Source organism: Erythrobacter sp. 'gip.4 top 5' (genome assembly GCF_056495765.1).
This window is the reverse complement of record NZ_CP200270.1, coordinates 2455989-2473836: the sequence shown is the minus strand read 5'-3', so window position 1 is coordinate 2473836 and position 17848 is coordinate 2455989. Positions and strand designations below refer to the sequence as shown.

18 protein-coding genes are annotated in these 17848 nt (G+C 62.1%); 10 read left to right on the top strand and 8 right to left on the bottom strand.

Annotation, left to right across the window (positions count from 1 at the left end):
- Positions 1-52: 52 nt before the first annotated feature.
- From ACRANW_RS11945 to ACRANW_RS11900, 10 genes are all read left to right on the top strand, one after another.
- Positions 53-700 (top strand): adenylate kinase, encoded by a 648-nt coding sequence (locus ACRANW_RS11945; protein ID WP_479432002.1) that lies wholly within the window; start codon positions 53-55, stop codon positions 698-700.
- 88 nt (positions 701-788) lie between these two features.
- Complete coding sequence (locus ACRANW_RS11940) at positions 789-1535, top strand: SRPBCC family protein (protein ID WP_479432001.1); 747 nt, start codon at positions 789-791, stop codon at positions 1533-1535.
- Between the two features lie 25 nt (positions 1536-1560).
- Entirely contained in the window at positions 1561-1785 is a 225-nt protein-coding gene (locus tag ACRANW_RS11935; RefSeq protein WP_479432000.1) for a hypothetical protein, read from the top strand.
- A 59-nt stretch (positions 1786-1844) separates the two neighbouring features.
- Positions 1845-2213, top strand: coding sequence for a 30S ribosomal protein S13 (gene rpsM, locus ACRANW_RS11930; RefSeq protein WP_479431999.1), 369 nt, complete (start codon positions 1845-1847; stop codon positions 2211-2213).
- 62 nt (positions 2214-2275) lie between these two features.
- Complete coding sequence (rpsK, locus tag ACRANW_RS11925; RefSeq protein ID WP_479431998.1) at positions 2276-2665, top strand: 30S ribosomal protein S11; 390 nt, start codon at positions 2276-2278, stop codon at positions 2663-2665.
- 125 nt (positions 2666-2790) lie between these two features.
- Positions 2791-3846, top strand: coding sequence for a DNA-directed RNA polymerase subunit alpha (locus ACRANW_RS11920; protein ID WP_479431997.1), 1056 nt, complete (start codon positions 2791-2793; stop codon positions 3844-3846).
- Between the two features lie 114 nt (positions 3847-3960).
- A complete protein-coding gene (gene rplQ, locus ACRANW_RS11915) occupies positions 3961-4380 on the top strand; it encodes a 50S ribosomal protein L17 (protein ID WP_479431996.1) in 420 nt (139 codons plus the stop codon).
- Positions 4381-4481: 101 nt separating this feature from the next.
- Positions 4482-5846, top strand: coding sequence for a serine hydrolase domain-containing protein (locus ACRANW_RS11910; protein ID WP_479431995.1), 1365 nt, complete (start codon positions 4482-4484; stop codon positions 5844-5846).
- A gap of 174 nt (positions 5847-6020) precedes the next feature.
- Complete coding sequence (locus ACRANW_RS11905) at positions 6021-6560, top strand: hypothetical protein (RefSeq protein ID WP_479431994.1); 540 nt, start codon at positions 6021-6023, stop codon at positions 6558-6560.
- Positions 6561-6746: 186 nt separating this feature from the next.
- On the top strand, positions 6747-7685 hold the full coding sequence (locus ACRANW_RS11900; RefSeq protein ID WP_479431993.1) for a hypothetical protein: 939 nt from the start codon (positions 6747-6749) through the stop codon (positions 7683-7685).
- 21 nt (positions 7686-7706) lie between these two features.
- On the opposite strand, the gene ACRANW_RS11895 is transcribed toward ACRANW_RS11900, so the two are convergent.
- The 8 genes from ACRANW_RS11895 to ACRANW_RS11860 form a co-directional block, all read right to left on the bottom strand.
- The gene (locus ACRANW_RS11895) at positions 7707-8348 is read right to left on the bottom strand and encodes a trimeric intracellular cation channel family protein (RefSeq protein ID WP_479431992.1); all 642 of its coding nucleotides are present in this window, start codon (positions 8346-8348) and stop codon (positions 7707-7709) included.
- A complete protein-coding gene (locus tag ACRANW_RS11890) occupies positions 8345-9043 on the bottom strand; it encodes a PepSY domain-containing protein (protein WP_479431991.1) in 699 nt (232 codons plus the stop codon). Before ACRANW_RS11890 ends, ACRANW_RS11895 begins: the two co-directional genes overlap by 4 nt.
- 23 nt (positions 9044-9066) lie before the next feature.
- Complete coding sequence (locus ACRANW_RS11885; RefSeq protein ID WP_479431990.1) at positions 9067-10425, bottom strand: amidase family protein; 1359 nt, start codon at positions 10423-10425, stop codon at positions 9067-9069.
- 80 nt (positions 10426-10505) lie between these two features.
- Positions 10506-12002, bottom strand: a complete 1497-nt coding sequence (locus tag ACRANW_RS11880; protein ID WP_479431989.1) for a DUF4403 family protein — start codon at positions 12000-12002, stop codon at positions 10506-10508.
- A 22-nt stretch (positions 12003-12024) separates the two neighbouring features.
- Positions 12025-13431: a dihydrolipoyl dehydrogenase gene (lpdA, locus tag ACRANW_RS11875; RefSeq protein WP_479431988.1), complete on the bottom strand. Its 1407-nt coding sequence runs from the start codon at positions 13429-13431 to the stop codon at positions 12025-12027.
- A complete protein-coding gene (locus ACRANW_RS11870; protein ID WP_479431987.1) occupies positions 13424-13735 on the bottom strand; it encodes a hypothetical protein in 312 nt (103 codons plus the stop codon). The genes lpdA and ACRANW_RS11870 overlap by 8 nt, the downstream gene beginning before the upstream one ends.
- 25 nt (positions 13736-13760) lie before the next feature.
- Positions 13761-14990, bottom strand: coding sequence for a 2-oxoglutarate dehydrogenase complex dihydrolipoyllysine-residue succinyltransferase (gene odhB, locus ACRANW_RS11865; RefSeq protein ID WP_479431986.1), 1230 nt, complete (start codon positions 14988-14990; stop codon positions 13761-13763).
- A 48-nt stretch (positions 14991-15038) separates the two neighbouring features.
- Positions 15039-17834, bottom strand: coding sequence for a 2-oxoglutarate dehydrogenase E1 component (locus tag ACRANW_RS11860; RefSeq protein WP_479433937.1), 2796 nt, complete (start codon positions 17832-17834; stop codon positions 15039-15041).
- Positions 17835-17848 lie beyond the last annotated feature (14 nt).

Sequence of the window (17848 nt, the reverse complement as noted above, 5' to 3'; positions counted from 1 at the left end):
AGCCTTAACAAATCCGCCGGGCGAAGACCCGTAGCGATATGGGGGACGGTTCGTGAACATCATTCTTCTTGGCCCGCCAGGTGCGGGCAAGGGAACGCAAAGCGCAACGCTGGTGGAACGGCGCGGGATGCGTCAGCTGTCTACGGGCGATATGCTCCGCGCTGCGGTCAAGGCGGGCACGCCTGTGGGTCTGCGCGCGAAGGAAGTAATGGAACGCGGTGAGCTTGTATCGGATGCGATCGTTTCCGATTTGATCGATGCAGAGCTTGCCGAAATGGCGCCGGAGACAGGCGCGATCTTCGATGGGTATCCGCGCACGGCCGCGCAGGCCGATGCGCTCGACGCCATCCTGGCGCGCAACGGACGGGTGCTTGATCATGTCATTGAGCTCGAGGTCAACGAAGACGCGCTGGTCGAGCGGATCACAGGGCGTTTTTCCTGTGGCAATTGCGGTGCGTTGTATCACGATACGGCCAATCCGCCCAAGCAACCGAACGTGTGCGACGCCTGCGGTAGTACCGAATTCAAGCGCCGGCCTGACGACAATGAAGAGACGGTCCGGATGCGGATGCAGGAATATCGGGCAAAGACTGCGCCGATCCTTCCTGGCTATGATGCGCGTGGAATTGTGACCCGGATCGATGGCATGGCAGCGATCGATACGGTTGCCGGCCAGATCGACGCAATTCTCGAAAGCTGAGGCGCGCTTGATTAATCTCATGCCGCCACGGGTTCCGGTCTTGCATGGTGGTCGTGGCAAGGTTGGCACGATCAAGCGTACTTCACCCATGAAGGCAATCGCCGCTTTGTTCGGAGCGCTTTCGATCAGCACACCGGCGGTCGCTGAGGTGGCTCGGGCTACGGATAACAGCTTTGTCTCGCGCCATGAGATTGTGGTTGAAGCCACCCCCAAGCAAGTCTGGCTCGCGTTGATCTCTCCGTCAGGATGGTGGCGGGCCGAGCATACGTGGTCGGGTGAGGCAAAGAACCTCTCTCTCGTCCCACAAGCCGGCGGATGCTTTTGCGAAACGATTCCTGAAGTGGATGAACCGGGCCGATTTACGCTCGAAGGCAGTGTCGAGCATATGCGCGTGGTGCAAGCCTATCCCGAACAAGCGCTTCGAATGGTCGGCGGCCTCGGCCCACTTCAAAGCGAACCGGTCATGGGCGTGTTGACGATTGTGCTCACCAAAGTCGACGCAGGCACGCGGATCGTGTGGGAATATAATGTGGGCGGCGCCATGCGGTATGAAGTGCCGGCCATATCCAAGGCGGTTGATGGCGTGATGAGCCAGCAGATCGCCGCATTGGCCAAGCCCTTGATCGTGGTGCCAGCATCAAAGTCTGTGGTCGCGCCATCTGCAACGCCCGGTACGGGTGCATCAGCGCCAGATCAGGCCAACCCATCATCTGTGCCTGCGCCGAAGGTGTCGCCCTCTGCATCGCCGAAAACAGAGGCGAAACCGGCGCTCAAAACCCCTTCGATCGAGGATACCTTCAGTGGTTTCTCTGACAAGCCGCCGGGCTCAATCTGATGATACGGCGTTGGTGACGCATTGCATGGTGGCAGAAGCCAACAGCGCGAGGCTGAACTACATGGACTTGACGCTGCGTCAACGCTGGCGGTTGACGCCCCACGCGAATCATTCTAAGCGCGCGGTTCATTCGACATGTTCGAAGAAAGTTCGGCAGGTCACGCCGCTGCGCGTGCCGACCGGACTTTTTGGTGTTTGTGATCCCATCATCGTGTGGGGGACCATATCACCCGACATGAAAATGATTTGAGCGTTGAGATAGGGGCGGGCGGTAATCGTCTGTTATCCCTGTGGAGCATGGAGAAATAAGTGGCTCGTATTGCCGGGGTAAATATCCCCACCAACAAGCGCGTGATTATCGCGCTGACCTATATTCACGGTATTGGTCGTACCACCGCCGTCCAGATCGCTGACAAGCTGGGCATTGCGCATTCTTCGCGTGTGCAGGACCTTTCCGACGAGGAAGTTCTGCGGATCCGCGAAACCATCGATGCCGATTTCACCGTGGAAGGCGATCTTCGTCGCGGCACTGCGATGAACATCAAGCGTCTGATGGATCTGCGCGCCTATCGCGGCTTGCGTCACCGTTCGGGCCTTCCGGTCCGCGGCCAGCGCACGCACACCAATGCCCGTACCCGCAAGGGCAAGGCGAAGCCCATCGCGGGCAAGAAGAAGTAAGCAGGCGCAGGGTCTCCCCCTGGCAGGCTTTTTCCTTCTGACGATCTAGAGGACTATTAACGATGGCACGCGAACCAGGCCGTATTCGGCGCCGTGACAAGAAGAATATCAGCAGCGGTGTTGCGCACATCAACGCCAGCTTCAACAACACCATGATCACCATCACCGACGCGCAGGGCAATTCGATCAGCTGGTCCAGCGCCGGCACGATGGGCTTCAAGGGGAGCCGCAAATCGACTCCCTACGCAGCTCAGGTTGCTGCCGATGATGCGGGCAAGAAGGCGGCCGAACACGGCGTCCGGACGCTCGAAGTCGAAGTGAAGGGCCCGGGCTCGGGTCGCGAAAGCGCGCTTCGCGGTCTTGCGGCTGTGGGTTTCAACATCACTTCAATCCGTGATGTTACGCCGATCCCGCACAACGGCGTCCGTCCGTCAAAGCGTCGTCGCGTCTGATTCGCCGGGATGGCGGGGGCGCAAAGCGCTACCGCCACCCGATCGGGTCGGGCGCCGTGTCTTATGCGATGCTGATCCGGCCCACCCAAGTTTGAACCGCCTACCAGGCGCATTAGGGGAAATCCATGTCCGTCAACACCAAGAACTGGCAGGAACTCAAGAAACCCAACACCCTCGAAATCAAGGACGGCGGCGATCGTCAGCGCAAGGTAACGTTTGTTGCCGAGCCGCTTGAGCGTGGTTTCGGCCTGACGCTCGGCAATGCGCTGCGCCGGGTCCTGTTGTCGAGCCTTCAGGGCGCGGCGATCACCTCGATCAAGATCGAAAACGTGCTTCATGAATTTTCGAGCCTTGCTGGCGTGCGCGAAGACGTCACTGACATTGTCCTCAACGTCAAGCAGATCGCGTTGCGCATGGAAGGCGAAGGCCCCAAGCGTTTGCAGCTTTCGGCCACCGGGCCGGGCGCCGTCAAGGCCGGTGACATTGCCGTTACCGGCGATATCGAGATCATGAACAAGGATCTCGTGATCTGCCAGCTCGACGAAGGTGCGACGCTCAACATGGAGCTGACCGCTGATACGGGCAAGGGCTATGCGCCGGCCGTGCAGAACCGTCCGGCCGATGCGCCGATCGGTCTGATCCCGGTCGATTCGCTCTACTCTCCGGTCCGGCAGGTCAGCTATAAGGTCGAGAACGCCCGCGTTGGGCAGGAACTCGATTACGACAAGCTTTCGCTGACGGTTGAAACCGACGGCACCGTCACCCCCGAAGACGCCGTGGCTTATGCCGCACGCATCCTTCAGGACCAGCTGACGCTGTTTGTCCACTTTGAAGACAGTATTCCGCAGCCTGTTGGCCAGATGATCGGCCATGCGGTGCAGCCGGAAGAAAGCGACGCCAACCAGCTTAACCGTTACCTCCTCAAGAAGGTTGACGAGCTGGAACTGTCGGTGCGTTCGGCCAACTGCCTCAAGAACGACAACATCATCTATATCGGTGATCTGGTTCAGAAGACCGAAGCCGAGATGCTGCGCACGCCGAACTTCGGCCGCAAGTCGCTCAACGAGATCAAGGAAGTGCTCTCCAGCATGGGCCTGCGCCTCGGCATGGACATTCCGGGCTGGCCGCCTGAGAATATCGAAGAAATGGCCAAGAAGCTCGAACAAGAACTGCTGGGCTAATTCGCTTGGCCCCCGTGGAAGCGGGGGCCTGGCTATCGGGCGAAGGTGGCGGCCTGCAACGGCCACCGGCACTGGGCTACCTCACACGGGCCCTTTACGAACGGAGTAATGAATATGCGTCACGGTATTTCGGGCCGCAAGCTTGGCCGCAAGACCGGTCATCGCAACGCCCTGTTCCGCAACATGGCGGCTGCGTTGATCAAGCACGAGCAGATCAAGACCACCTTGCCCAAGGCCAAGGAACTGCGTCCCTACATCGAAAAGCTGATTACGCTGGCAAAGCGCGGCGGGCTTTCGAACCGTCGTCTCGCCATGAGCCGTTTGGGTGACGAAGCGCAGCTGAAGAAGCTGTTTGAAGTTCTGGCTGAGCGTTACTCGGACCGCGAAGGTGGCTACACCCGTGTGCTGCGTGCTGGCGTGCGCGCCGGTGACGCGGTGCAGATGGCCATTATCGAATTCGTCGACCGTGACGAAGACGCGCGCGGCCAGGACAGCGGCCCGGTGCAGTCGGAAGAAGATTACGAAGACGCGTAAGGCGTTTTCCGATCACACGACCAAGGGCCGCGCGGAGCAATCCGGCGGCCCTTTTCTTTTGGGCGCTTTCCTTTTGGAAGAGGGCGGGTAGGCTGCGCGGCATGATCCGCACCGCTTTCGCAGCAGCGACGCTGCTTCTCGCCGTTCCTGTTGCAGCGCAAAGCCAGCAGGAACATCTTGATGCTCGCTATGATCGCGCTTTGGCGGCGGGTTACAAGGCGTTGATGTTGTGTAGCGCGATCGCTCATGCGGAGGCCAACGGTGCCAGCCGAACACCTGAGAGCGTGGGCGTCTGGGAGCTTGCCGGCATTCAGCCGCCGCTTGATGCGATCATAGGTTCGGTCGACCATGAAATCCTGCGTCATGACAATGGCACGGTCGATCGGGTCAACGTCATCTGGGACGCGGCGAGCGAACCGCGTTCTGCCCTTCATCTCGATGAGGAACGCGGTTGCGCGCTCAATCCCATCGGCGGGCCATCGTCGTTTTATGGGCGCCCGGCCAACCCGCCTGCCAACCGCCGTATGAACATGCCCGGCATCCGCATGGCTCCTGCGGCGCTTCAAGGCGCTTTCGGCTCGGCAATGTCAGGTCGATACGGTGAAGGGAGCCGCACCACGGCCGTTGTGATCCAGAAGACAGGCAAGGTCGTTGGTGAGGCGTATGTCGATGGCTTCGGCCCGGCGACGCCGCAGCGAACCTGGTCGGTTGCCAAGAGCATTGCCGCAACCTTGGTGGGCGCGGCTGTGCACCGGGGCGAGATCGACACCGGTGCGTCGGCAGGCCTCGGCTATAGCGAAGGCGATCCGCGCCGGGCGATCACGGTCGATCATCTGCTGCGCATGACATCGGGACGCTATTCCGACACCCCCGGCAACCGAACCGATCCGCTTTATTGGGGCGGAGCGAGTGTCAGGGAGGTTGCGCTGGATTGGCCGATGCTCGACAAGCCCGGAACAACCTATCGCTATGCCAATAATGACACGCTGGCTGCTATCGCTGCGATTGCGGGGACCTTCGAGGCTCATCCCCCTGCGGCGTTCTTTGCCGACGCGGGAATGACCCATACTGTTGCCGAGATCGATTGGCGCGGCAGCTATATCCTGTCGAGTCAGGTCTGGACCACCGCGCGGGATCTGGCCCGGTTCGGCCAGCTTTATCTCAACGATGGTAATTTGCCCGATGGCACCCGCATCCTCCCAGAAGGCTGGGTGCAATATGTTTCGTCGCCCAGTGGCCCGCAGCCTGAAGGACCGTTTGGCTATGGCGCAGGGTTCTGGTTGATGAACAGGTCCGAGGGCGTACCGCCCGACACCATCGCCGCCTTCGGCAATCGCGGCCAGTATGTCGTGATCGTCCCATCCAAGCAGGTAGTGATCGTGCGGCGGGGGGAGGATCCGGTGGGTTCCCGCTTCGATATCGCAGCGTTTACGCGTGATGTTCTGGCAGCACTTCTGCCGGAGTGAGCTGATAGCGCACGACGCAAAGGATGGCTTTTTGCCCGATTCCGTTCATCCTAATGGTATTTTGAATTAACAAATCCTGTCAAAGCGATTCAGCTTCGTCACACCCCGAATCGTGCAAAAGATCCTTGCCACCACCCGCAATCAAGCGCGCGGTGCCAGACGAGGATAGATCTGATGACCACCATGACCAACCGGCTGGCCTCCGGCAAATCGGCCCGGCTTGTTCTGGGCGCGGTCGCGGCGACGGCGCTGACGGCTGCTTCTATGACCCCGGCCCACGCACAGGGGCGTGATCGCGACCGCGACGGTATTGGTGCCGGCGAGATCATCGCAGGCGCTGTCGTAATCGGCGGTATCGCTGCGCTGGCTGGTGCGTTTGATGGCAACCGCAATGATCGCCGGTATGCCTACAATGATCGCAATTTTCGCGGTGATCGGTTTGATCGTGGCGGCTTTGCTGTCAATCCGCGCACGGCGGTGGACCGCTGCGTTCGCGCAGCCGAAAATCAGGCGCGGCGTTTTGGCGGCTACCGCTATGCTGACGTGATCGACATCCGCGATGTTGACCGGACCCGCAATGGGTACCGCGTCAAGGGCCGGATTGATGTTGGCGGAGGTTGGAACACCCGCAATGATCGCGGCAACTTCACCTGCCGCCTCGATGGTCGCGGTGCACCGCGGATCGACTTTAGCGGTGTGCGCGGATTGCGCTGACCCGATAACGATGTGGCCCTCATTCTTCATGGCACCGCACGCGTCGCCGCCCCGCCTCCTTTTGAAAGAGCGCGGGGCGGCTTTGCCTGGTCGGCGCGGTTCAGCATGGCGCAAGACTGCCTCGGTTAATCTTGCAACCATCAGGGCGATTGGTGGCCGCTCATTCAACAACAGGAGAGAGCAGACATGGCTCTGAAATTCCGCATTCTGGCTATGGCCGGTGCGCTTGCCGGCACCACCATGCTTGCCGCCCCCGCGGCGGCGGCACCCATTTCGCTGCAACCATCGCTTGCGCTGGAACCCGTGTCAGCCTTCGATTTCAGCCGTTATAATCCCGGCAGCGAAACCGCCGATTGGCGCAGGTGTCGCTGGAATTGCGGATTTGGCGGCTTTCGCGGATATCGGCGCAACCGGGTTGGCGCGGGCGACGTGTTGATCGGTGCTGCAATCCTTGGCGGCGTGGCGGCCATCGTCAATTCGAAAAATCGCCGCGTGCGTGACCGTGATGTTGTGATTATTGATCGCGACGTGCGCGACCGCGAATGGCGCAATGATCGTCCCCGTTACGATGATCGCCGCTATGATGATCGCCGTTATGATGACAGGCGCGTGGACCGGCCGGGCACCGCCACGCGCGGCACCGGCGCATCGGGCCTCGATAATGCCGTCAGCCAGTGCCTTGATCGGATCGAGCGTGATGTGCGCGTCGACACGGTCGAGAATGTTGAGCGCACGGGCGCCGGCTGGCTGGTCAGCGGTGTGCTGTTCAATGGCTCGTCGTTCCAGTGCCGCATTGGCAACAATGGGACCATCGATGGGATTGATTACGGAAGCGGCCTTGGTGATATCGGCTATTCGTCAGCGCCTTTGCGCAGCTCCGGATCACCCGATGATGCCCAGTGGGATGACCAGCGTTACACCAGCGCGCGCGCCGCTGTGGGCGGAACGGTGCGCCCTGACATTGCAGTGCAGGAGGCTTCGGTCCCGACCGGCGCGCGTTCGGTCCGAGCCACGACCTCGGCCGTGAATGCAGCCACTCCTGCAAACACGGCGGCGATGCCGGCCTATCCCGGCGGACCGCTTCCGGGTGAAGTCATCCCCGATACCATCGATGACGCGATCTAAGGCATAAGGCGGGGAGGGGGCCTAGGCTCCCTCCTTGTCACCATAGCTCGGCAGGCCCCATTCCCAGCGGATCGCGGCTGATCGCAGGGCAAAGCCGCACACGAAGCCTAGTGCCCAGGCCCATTGGTTACTGATCCCCAGCATTTGTGCGACCGACATTCCCGCGACGGTCAGCACAGCTGTCAGCGCGGCGGGTGTGACGTAGAGTTCGGGACTCATGATGATCGACGGGCGGCCCGCGACCACATCGCGGATGATGCCGCCCACACAGCCTGTAATAACGCCCATCAGCGCCGCCGGGATCGGCGGAATGCCATAGGCGAGCGCTTTGGCGCTGCCGATCGCGGCATAGGCCGCCAGGCCTGCGCCATCGGCATAGGCCATGCTTTTGCCGTCCCACCACCGGACCGGTGTGAACCAGGCGATGAGCGCGGTGGCAAGGCACACCGCGGCGACCGAAGGATCGTCGATCCAGAACACCGGGGCACGTATCAGAAGATCGCGCACGGTGCCTCCGCCAACGCCCGTCACCAGCGCAAAGAACGCCATGGTGACAAAGGTCTGCTTGAGCCGCGCCGCCAGCACCGCGCCGGACAGGGCAAACAGCGCAATCCCGGCCAGATCGAGCCAGTCGAGGATCGGGGTGAGGACAGTCGGTGTCATGGCGCCTGCCGGATCGTATTGCGCGCACGGCGCCGCCGGAACATCAGCACGCATCCCATCATTGCACCTGTGAGTGACACGGCGGCGAATATAATCAGAATCGGGTGGCTGGTATCCTCACGCTCGGACAGATCCATGATGTGCAGACCCCATGCCAGATCAAAAGCGCGCCACCAGCGCGTGCGTACGGCTTCGATTGCGCCGGTATCCCGGCCGACATAGACATTGGTGCCATCGGCCAGCGCGACCTGCCACACGGCAAGCGGGCGGCGAAAATCGAGGGGGCTGCGGTCGGCCGGGAACAGCGTGACGCGCGCCACCGCATCGCCGCCGATGATGTCTTGCGCCACCAACGCGCGCGCAGCGGCGGCATCGAGCGGGGCGAGGCTCGCGCCGCTCGCGAAATCAACCCGCCGGACACTGCCATCGAGCGCTGTCAGGATAGCGACTGCACGGCCGCCTTGCATCTGCACCCGCATTTCGGAAAGCTGCGCATCGGGGCGAGCCAGATCGCTACCGGGAAGCACCAGCGCAGGTGCCGGGCGGTTTTGCCGGAGATGCTCCCCGCGCACTTCGTCGATCGGGCGCGCAACCATCAACAGGCCGGTTACCAGCCACATCACGATCGGCACACCGACCAGCCAGCCGAGCCAGATATGCCACTTGGCAAGGGAGCACATCGTGATCGTCGTCATGCCTCGCCCATGACCAAGGCCGCCTAGCGGTGCAAGATATTCCCGATGGCTTCGGCGGCTGCGATGCAATCCAGATCGCTCCAGCGCGGACCGATGACCTGCATACCGCAGGGAAGTTCGCTGCCAAGATACGTGCCGCTGCCGATCGGCAGAACGGTTGCAGGCAGGTTCGGGAAAGTCGCAAGGCCGGCCCAGGCCAGCGCATTGCCGCCCGGCTCCGCCCTGCCGTTGATCATCAGGGTGCCACGGAACACCGCCTGGTCGCTGTGCGGAACCGCCAGCACCGGCGCGGGCGGGGCAATGATGAAATCATAGGTCTGGAACACGATCTGCCACTGGTCGATGCACGCGGCCTGCGCGTCGAGCAGGTCGAACCAGTCAGCCGCGCTCGCCTGCTTGCCGTCCGGCGCAGGGGCGCCGCGCGCCATCACCACGTTCATCATCTTGAGGTATTGGCGATGATAGTGCGCTTGATTGGGCAGCAGATCGCTTGTCCGGTCAATCCGCACGCCGGCGCGCGCCAGTGTCTCGATTGCGGCTTCGGTGGGTTCCATGACGCTGGCATCGACTGGAGCGCCCGGAAGCGCGGTGATCGCCAGCAGGCGGTACTCGCGCAAGGGCTTTGGGCGACGGCGCAGCGCAACCTCGGCGCTCACTTCGGTCAGCACGGCAAGGTCGGGCGCGTTGCGCGCCAAGGGGCCTGCGATCGAGAGCGGACTGTCATGCGCAGCGATGAAGCCCGGCTCGCGCGACTCTGCCGGGAAATCATGGCCATGCTTGGGTACGAGGCCCCAGGTTGTCTTGTGGCCCCATATCCCGCAGAAATGGGCCGGAACACGCACCGATCCGCCAATGTCGGTGCCATATTCGCCCGGAACGATACCGCTCGCCACAGCGGCGGCACTTCCGCCGGACGAGCCGCCGGGGGAACGGGTGGTGTCATGCGGGTTCGACGTGCGGCCATAGACCGGGTTGAAGCTCTGCCAATCGGTGAGATCGACCGGCACGTTGGTCTTGCCGATGATGACCGCGCCCGCCGCCTTGAGCCTTCGCACCAGCGCCGCATCGTGCGGGGCGCATTGATCCTTGAAGCGTGCATGGCCGAAGGTCGTCGGCAGGCCCGCGACATCGAAGCTTTCCTTGATCGTCATCGGCACGCCGAACAGGGGCTGGTTCAACGGCCGAGGCGCCTTGTCCATCGCCTTGGCGGTTTCGCAGGCGCGCTCAAAGTCAGGGACGGCGAGCGCGTCAATCTCGCCATCGAGCCGCCCTGCGCGCGTAATAGCCGCATCGACCGCTTCGGTCACACTGAGCTTGCGCGTGCGGATCCGTAATGCGGTTTCCAGCACCCCGGCTTTGTCGGTCAGTTTCGGAAAAGTCATTCGTGCGCCCCCCTTTTTATTTGCCACAAGCCTTATCGACTTGCGGGGCACGGCAAAAGCCCAGCGGACAAGTTAGCTGTTCAATTCAGGCGGCGCAGTTTCGCGTTGATCTGCGCGGTGACATCTACCGGCAGGTAAAGGCCTTGCCCATGCGCGGTGATCGTCCCGGTTTCCACCTGATCTATGGTGATGCTGTAATCTGTGAGCTTGCCCTTGCGCGCCGCCAATGCGCGGTCGATCTTGGCCCGCAGATCCGCAAAATCATCTTCAAAGTTTTGCGCCAGCGCTTCAGTGATTACGCCTTGAAACTCAGGCGAATTGGCAAGCGCGAACAGAAAATCTTCGCCCACGATGTCCGTATCCCCGGCGATTGCGATGTCCACAAGCCGCAGGGCGCGTGAACCCGGCGCGTTGACGGGGCGGGCGGTCAGCCAGATCGTGCCTTTGGCTGCCTGCACCAAGGACAAGTCCGAGGTAGCGGCAAACTCGCCGCCGATCGCGATGCGCCCCTCGCCGGTGCCATAGACGGTGATGTTGGCAAAGCGCGCGGTGACCTTGCCATAATCCTCGATTGCAAAGGGGCGCTGCGATCGCTTCGACAAAGCCTTGGCGATGACGGGTTCGAGAACGGCGTAATTGGCAACCACCGGGATATGCAGGATCGAACGGTTCTGTTGCTGATCGCGCCGCGCCAGCGGCGGCAGCGGACCGGCTTTGACGACATCGGGTTCGATCCCGACGAAGCTTTCAAACAGTGCATCCAGCCCGAGCCGCAGCGTCAGCGTTCGGCCTTTCACCGCATAGCCGCCGAACCGGAATTGCTGCGGCGTGAGGCGACCCCACACAGCGGGATCTTCGCGGTTGAGCGAGAACACATCATGCGCGTCGCGCCAGCCATCCTCGGCGGTGGCCTTCACCGGCAGACGGGCAAGTTCGCGCGCGACAATGCGCTCCACATCGCGCTTGACCGGGCGGAGCTCACGGTCGGCTTGGCTGGTGAAGGTGATGCGCTGGCCAAGGAAATCGACGCCCGGCTCGCGGGTCCAGCGGTAATCGAGGCTGGTGTCGCTAGCGAGCCGCCAGTCCCGCGTCAGATCGAGCCGCAGCCCCAATGTCACCTCGGCAGAGCCGGTGCCGGTCTGGCCCTTGAACACCCCCGCCACATCGCGCGCCGCCAGCGTACCGGAGACGGGCAAGGTCACCGTCAACGCTTGCCCACTGCCGCTCAGCCGGATCTTGCCGCGTGTAACCCTGCCGGTGATACGGCACTCGATTTTTGGCGACTTGATCTTGAACAGCGCCAGATCAACGTCCTGAGATGCGACGCATTCGCTCCCAGGCCGGTCGATCGTCCACAATTCATCCGGCAATTCGCGTTCGAGCGCGCGTTCAAGCTGCGCCAGATCAACCTGCAGATCGACGGCGATGTTCGAAGGCTGCTTGGGAAAGACGATGGGGTCGGTGCCACGCGGAGGTGCCGTGCTGGCCATCTCGGCCGTATCACCACACCCCGCCAGCACTAAAGCCAACACTGGGGCGAGCATGAAGGCAAAACCCTGAAACAGCCTTGCCCTCATTTCGCCTACGTTCCTCCCGCGCTTACATGTGGATCGGTTTGCCCGTCACCGCCGTGGCTGCCTCCTTGAAGGCTTCAGCATAGGTCGGGTGGGCGTGCGAAGTCAGCGCAATATCCTCAGACGTGCCGCCAAATTCCATAGCCTGCACCGCCTGCGCAATCATATCGCCAGCGCCAGTACAAATCATCCACACACCAAGCACACGATCGGTTTCGGCATCGGCAATGACTTTCACGAAGCCATCGGTTTCGCGGTTGGCCTTGGCACGGCTGTTGGCGGTCATCGGGAACTTGCCCGATTTGATTGCGATCCCGCGTTCCTTGGCCTGTTCCTCGGTGATGCCGACGCCGGCGATTTCGGGCGCGGTGTAGACGACATTGGGGATGACATCGCGGTTCACAATGCCGGTGTGCCCGGCGATGTTTTCCGCCACGGCGTGCCCTTCGTCCATCGCCTTGTGGGCGAGCATCGGCCCGTCAACGACGTCGCCGATGGCCCAGATGCCCGGCACATCCGTGCGGAAATCCTTATCGATTGCGATCTGGCCGCGATTATTGACGGCAAGACCGGCCTTGTCGAGATGAAGGCCTTCGGTGTTGGGACGCCGGCCAATCGATACCAGCACATGGCTCGCCTCGATGGTCTGTGCATCGCCGCCCGACGCCTTTTCGATGGTGAGCGTCACCGTGTTACCTTCGTTCTTGGCACTGGTCACCTTGTGGCCCAGCAACAGGTTCATGCCCTGCTTCTTGAAGACCTTGCCCGCTTCCTTGCGCACATCGCCATCCATACCGGCCAGCAATTGATCGAGATATTCGACCACGGTGACCTTGGCCCCCAAGCGGCGCCAAACTGAGCCAAGTTCGAGGCCGATGACCCCGCCACCGATCACCACAAGATGTTCGGGCACCTGGTCAAGGTCGAGCGCGCCGGTGCTGTCAACGATGCGCTTGGCTGCGTTGTCAACTGTAACGCCGGGCAGCGGAGTGACGCTGGATCCGGTGGCGATGACGATATCCTTGGCCGTGATTGTCTCACCTGCGACAGTAACGGTGTGTGCGTCTTCAAAAGCAGCATGGCCTTTGAGCCAGGTGACCTTGTTCTTCTTGAACAGGAATTCGATTCCGCCGGTCAGTTCGCCCACGGCTTTGGTCTTTTCCTGCATCATCCGGCCCAGATCGAGCGTCGGGGTGGCCGTAATGCCCCAAGTAGCGAAATGGCCGCTCGCCGCTTCGTCAAACAGTTCCGATCCGTGCAGCAGCGCCTTGGACGGAATGCACCCGACATTGAGGCAGGTGCCGCCGAGCGTGGCGCGGCTTTCGACGCAAGCGGTCTTCAGCCCCAGCTGCGCCGCGCGGATTGCCGCGACATAGCCGCCGGGGCCGGCACCGATAATGAGAACGTCGTAATCGTAGGAATGGTCAGCCATTAGTTTGCTCCGGCGCGGTTTGGGGCGCAGCTTCAGGTGAGGTTTCGGCAAGACAACCCTGAATGATTGACTCGATCCGGGTCTGGTCAATGTCAGCAATGCTTGCCGCGCCGCCTTCGAGCAGCTTGTCAGACGTGCATTCGCACACAGGACGCACGAGGTTTGCGGCGACGCCGATATTTTCTGCGACCTGCTGGCATTGATCCGCCGCTGCCTGACGAACCTGATCGTCAAGTTGGCTCATTGCGGCGTCGCATGAGACGAGGGCCAGTGCAGCGGCCAGCAGGGTAAGGTGTTTTAGCATCACGGGTCTATGTGGTTCCGATAACTCACAAATCAATCAGCATCCGGGTGGGATCCTCGATCGCGTCCTTGATGATCTTGAGCGCGGTCACCGCCTCGCGCCCGTCGATCAAACGGTGATCGTAGGACAGGGCCAGATACATCATCGGACGGATCACAATCTCGCCATTGCGCACCACGGCACGATCTTCGATCCGGTGGAGGCCCAGCACCGCGGACTGCGGCGGATTGATGATCGGAGTCGACATCAGCGAACCGAACACGCCGCCGTTGGAGATCGTGAACGTGCCGCCGCTCATGTCGTCCATCGTCAGCGTGCCAGCTTTGGCGCGCGCGCCGAAATCGGCGATGTCCTGTTCGATCCGGGCAAAGCCCTTCTGGTCGGCATCGCGGATGACGGGGACGACAAGGCCGTTGGGCGCGCTGACCGCGACCGAGATATCGACGTAATCGTGATAGATGATCTCATCGCCTTCGATATAGGCGTTGACGCTCGGCACGTCCTTCAGCGCAAGGCAGGCAGCCTTGGCGAAAAAGCCCATGAAGCCCAGGCGAATGTCGTGCTTCTTGGCAAACAGGTCCTTGTACCTGTCGCGCGCTTCCATGACCGCGCTCATGTCGCAATCGTTGAACGTGGTGAGCAGCGCTGCGTTGTCCTGCGCAGCCTTCAACCGCTTGGCGATGGTCTGACGCATCCGGGTCATCTTGACCCGTTCCTCGCCGCGCGCGCCGCCGGTGGTGGCCGGAGCCGTAGCGGCGGGCGCAGGGGTGGGCGCAGGTGCAGGAGCAGGCGTGCTGCCTGACTTTTTCGCCTCAGCCGCGGCCAGCACGTCCTCCTTGGTCAGGCGGCCAACCTTGCCCGTCCCCTTTATAGTCGAAGGATCGACGCCGTGTTCCAGCACCGCGCGGCGCACCGCCGGCGACATCGTCATCGCGGCGCCTTGCTGTTCGTCCGAAGTTGCAGGAGCAGGGGTGTCGGCCTTGGCAGCAATGGCAGGTGCCACGGTTGCAGCCGATGCGCCTTCTTCGATCAGCGCGATCACCGCGCCGACTTCGACTGTATCGCCCACCGCCACACGGTGTTCGCTCATGACGCCTGCGACCGGTGAGGGCACATCAACCGCGACCTTGTCGGTTTCAAGGCTGCAAATCGGCTCGTCCGCGGCGACCGCTTCGCCCGGTTGCTTGAGCCATTCGGCAATGGTGCCTTCGGTGACGGATTCGCCAAGGGCGGGGATTGTGATTTCGGTGGCCATCTTGATGGGTTCCTGAACCTTGATTCTAACGGGTGTGAAAGGCGCGCATCAAAGCCCGAGCGCGGCAGCGATCAGCGCTTCCTGCTCGGCCTTGTGGCGGCTGGCGAGGCCGGTTGCGGGTGATGCGGAAGCGTTGCGGCCCGCGTAAGTGGGACGCTTGCCCGTGTGGCCTGCGGCGGTGAGCGAATCCTCGATCCGTTCATTCACGAAGAACCACGAACCATTATTGCGCGGTTCTTCCTGACACCAGACGACGTCCTTGAGGCCGGTCATGCGCTTGAGCCGCGCCGCCAGCGGATCGCCGGGGAAGGGGAACAACTGCTCGATCCGCACGATCGAGACATCGTCAATCCCCGCCGCATCGCGCGCTTCGATCAGGTCATAGGCGACCTTGCCCGAACACAGCACCAGACGGCGCACCTTCTCATCGGCGATCTCAGCCGTGTCGGACAGGATCCGGCGGAACTGGCGGTTCCCTTGGAACGCCTCCCGGCTGCTCTTGGCCATCGGGTGACGCAGCAGCGACTTCGGGCTCATGATGATTAGCGGCTTGCGGAAAGACCGCAGCATCTGGCGGCGCAATACGTGGAAATAGTTCGCCGGAGTGGTGATGTTGCACACGCACATGTTGTCATCGGCACACAGCTGCAGAAACCGCTCCAGCCGCGCGGAGGAGTGTTCCGGGCCTTGCCCTTCATAGCCGTGCGGCAGCAGCAGCACGAGGCCATTGGCGCGCAGCCACTTGGATTCGCCCGACGCGATGAACTGGTCGATCATGATCTGCGCGCCGTTGGCAAAGTCGCCAAACTGGCCTTCCCACAGCACCAGGCTGCGCGGATCGGCCATCGCAAACCCGTATTCAAAGCCCAGCACGCCATATTCCGAAAGAATGGAATCGTGCACTTCAAACTTGCCGTGCGGCAACGTGTTCAAGGGCACATATTTCCGCTCGGATTTCTGATCGACCCACACCGCGTGGCGCTGGCTGAAGGTGCCGCGGCCTGAATCCTGACCCGAAAGGCGAACGGAATAGCCTTCCATCACCAGGCTGCCGAAGGCGAGCGCTTCTGCCGTAGCCCAATCGAAGCCTTCGCCGCTGCCGAACATTTCGCGCTTGGCAGACAGCACCCGCTCCAGCGTCTTGTGCACATCGAGATCGGCCGGCACTTCGGTGAGCACACGGCCGAGCGAATCCAGTGTCTTGGGCTCAATCGCGGTTTCGACGCTGCGGCGTGCGGTTTCCGGATCGGCCGGCTTGTTGAGGCCGCTCCAGCGCCCGCCGAACCAGTCGGCTTCGTTGGCCTTGTAGTTCTTGCCCGCTTCAAACTCGTCTTCGAGCAGGGCGACAAATTCGCTCACCATCCAGTCGCGGGTGCCCGGTTCCACCACGCCCTCGCGCGCCAGACGCGCTTCATAGGCAACGCTGACCTTGGGGTGGGCGCGGATCTTGTCATACATCAGCGGCTGGGTGAACTTGGGCTCGTCGCCTTCGTTGTGGCCGAACCGGCGATAGCACCACATGTCGATCACGACATCGCGGTGGAAGGTCTGGCGATATTCCACCGCCAGCTTGCACGCAAAGGTCACCGCTTCGGGATCGTCGCCGTTAACGTGCAGGATCGGCGCCATCACGCCCTTGGCCACGTCCGACGGATAGGGCGAAGACCGCGCAAACTTCGGGCTGGTGGTAAAGCCGATCTGGTTGTTGATGATGAAGTGGATGCAGCCGCCGGTGTCGTACCCCGGCACGCCCGAAAGCGAGAGGCTTTCCCACACCACCCCTTGGCCTGCAAAGGCCGCATCGCCGTGGATCAGCACGGGCAGCACCTGCGCCTTTGTACCGAGATCGTCGCGGATGGCCTGTTGCGCGCGCGCCTTGCCCAGGACCACGGGGTTCACCGCTTCGAGGTGGCTGGGATTGGGCACAAGGCTCATGTGCACCGAAATTCCGTCAAACTCCCGGTCGGTCGAGGTGCCAAGGTGATACTTCACATCGCCGGAGCCTGCGACATCATCGGGATTGGCGCTGCCGCCTGAAAATTCGTGAAAGATTACGCGATAAGGCTTGGCCATCACGTTGGCGAGCACGTTCAACCGCCCGCGGTGGGCCATGCCGTAGATGATCTCGCGCACGCCTGCGCTGCCGCCATGCTTGATCACGGCTTCCAGCGCCGGGATCATCGATTCCCCGCCATCAAGGCCAAAGCGTTTGGTGCCGACATATTTTTTGGCGAGGAACTCTTCGTATTGCTCACCGCGCAGCACCGCGGCGAGAATCGCCTTCTTGCCTTCGGGGGTGAACTGGATCGTCTCACCCGGACTTTCGAACTTTTCCTGCAGGAACCGGCGCTCCCCGGTATCCGCGATGTGCATGTATTCGAGGCCCACCTTGCCGCAATACACTTCGCGCAGGCGCTGTTGGAGCTTGCCCACGGTGGTCCATTCCATGCCCAGCACGCCGCCGACATACACGTCCTCGTTCTCCTTGCCCGCAAGGCCATGCCAGGCAAGCGAGAGGTCTTCGGGGCCTTCGCGGTTGTTGAGGCCCAGCGGATCAAGGTCCGCCGCCATGTGCCCGCGCACCCGGTAAAGCCGCACCAGCGTCATCGCCGCGATGGACAGCGCCGCGGCCTTTTCAATCGCCTTGGGATCGGCGGGTTTCCCTGCGTCCTTTGCCGCCTGCTTGACCGCGAGTTTCATCTCGGTCGGGTCCATCGCGGACGTAAGGTCGGACGCGCTGTCAGCCAGCGTGTCGAGCCAGCCGCGCCGCTCCCACGAAGGGCCGGGCTGCGGGCCTTCCTGATCGGAGAAGGCGGGGATGAAGTTCTGCGGTTCGTTGCCCATCATGGGACTCCCGG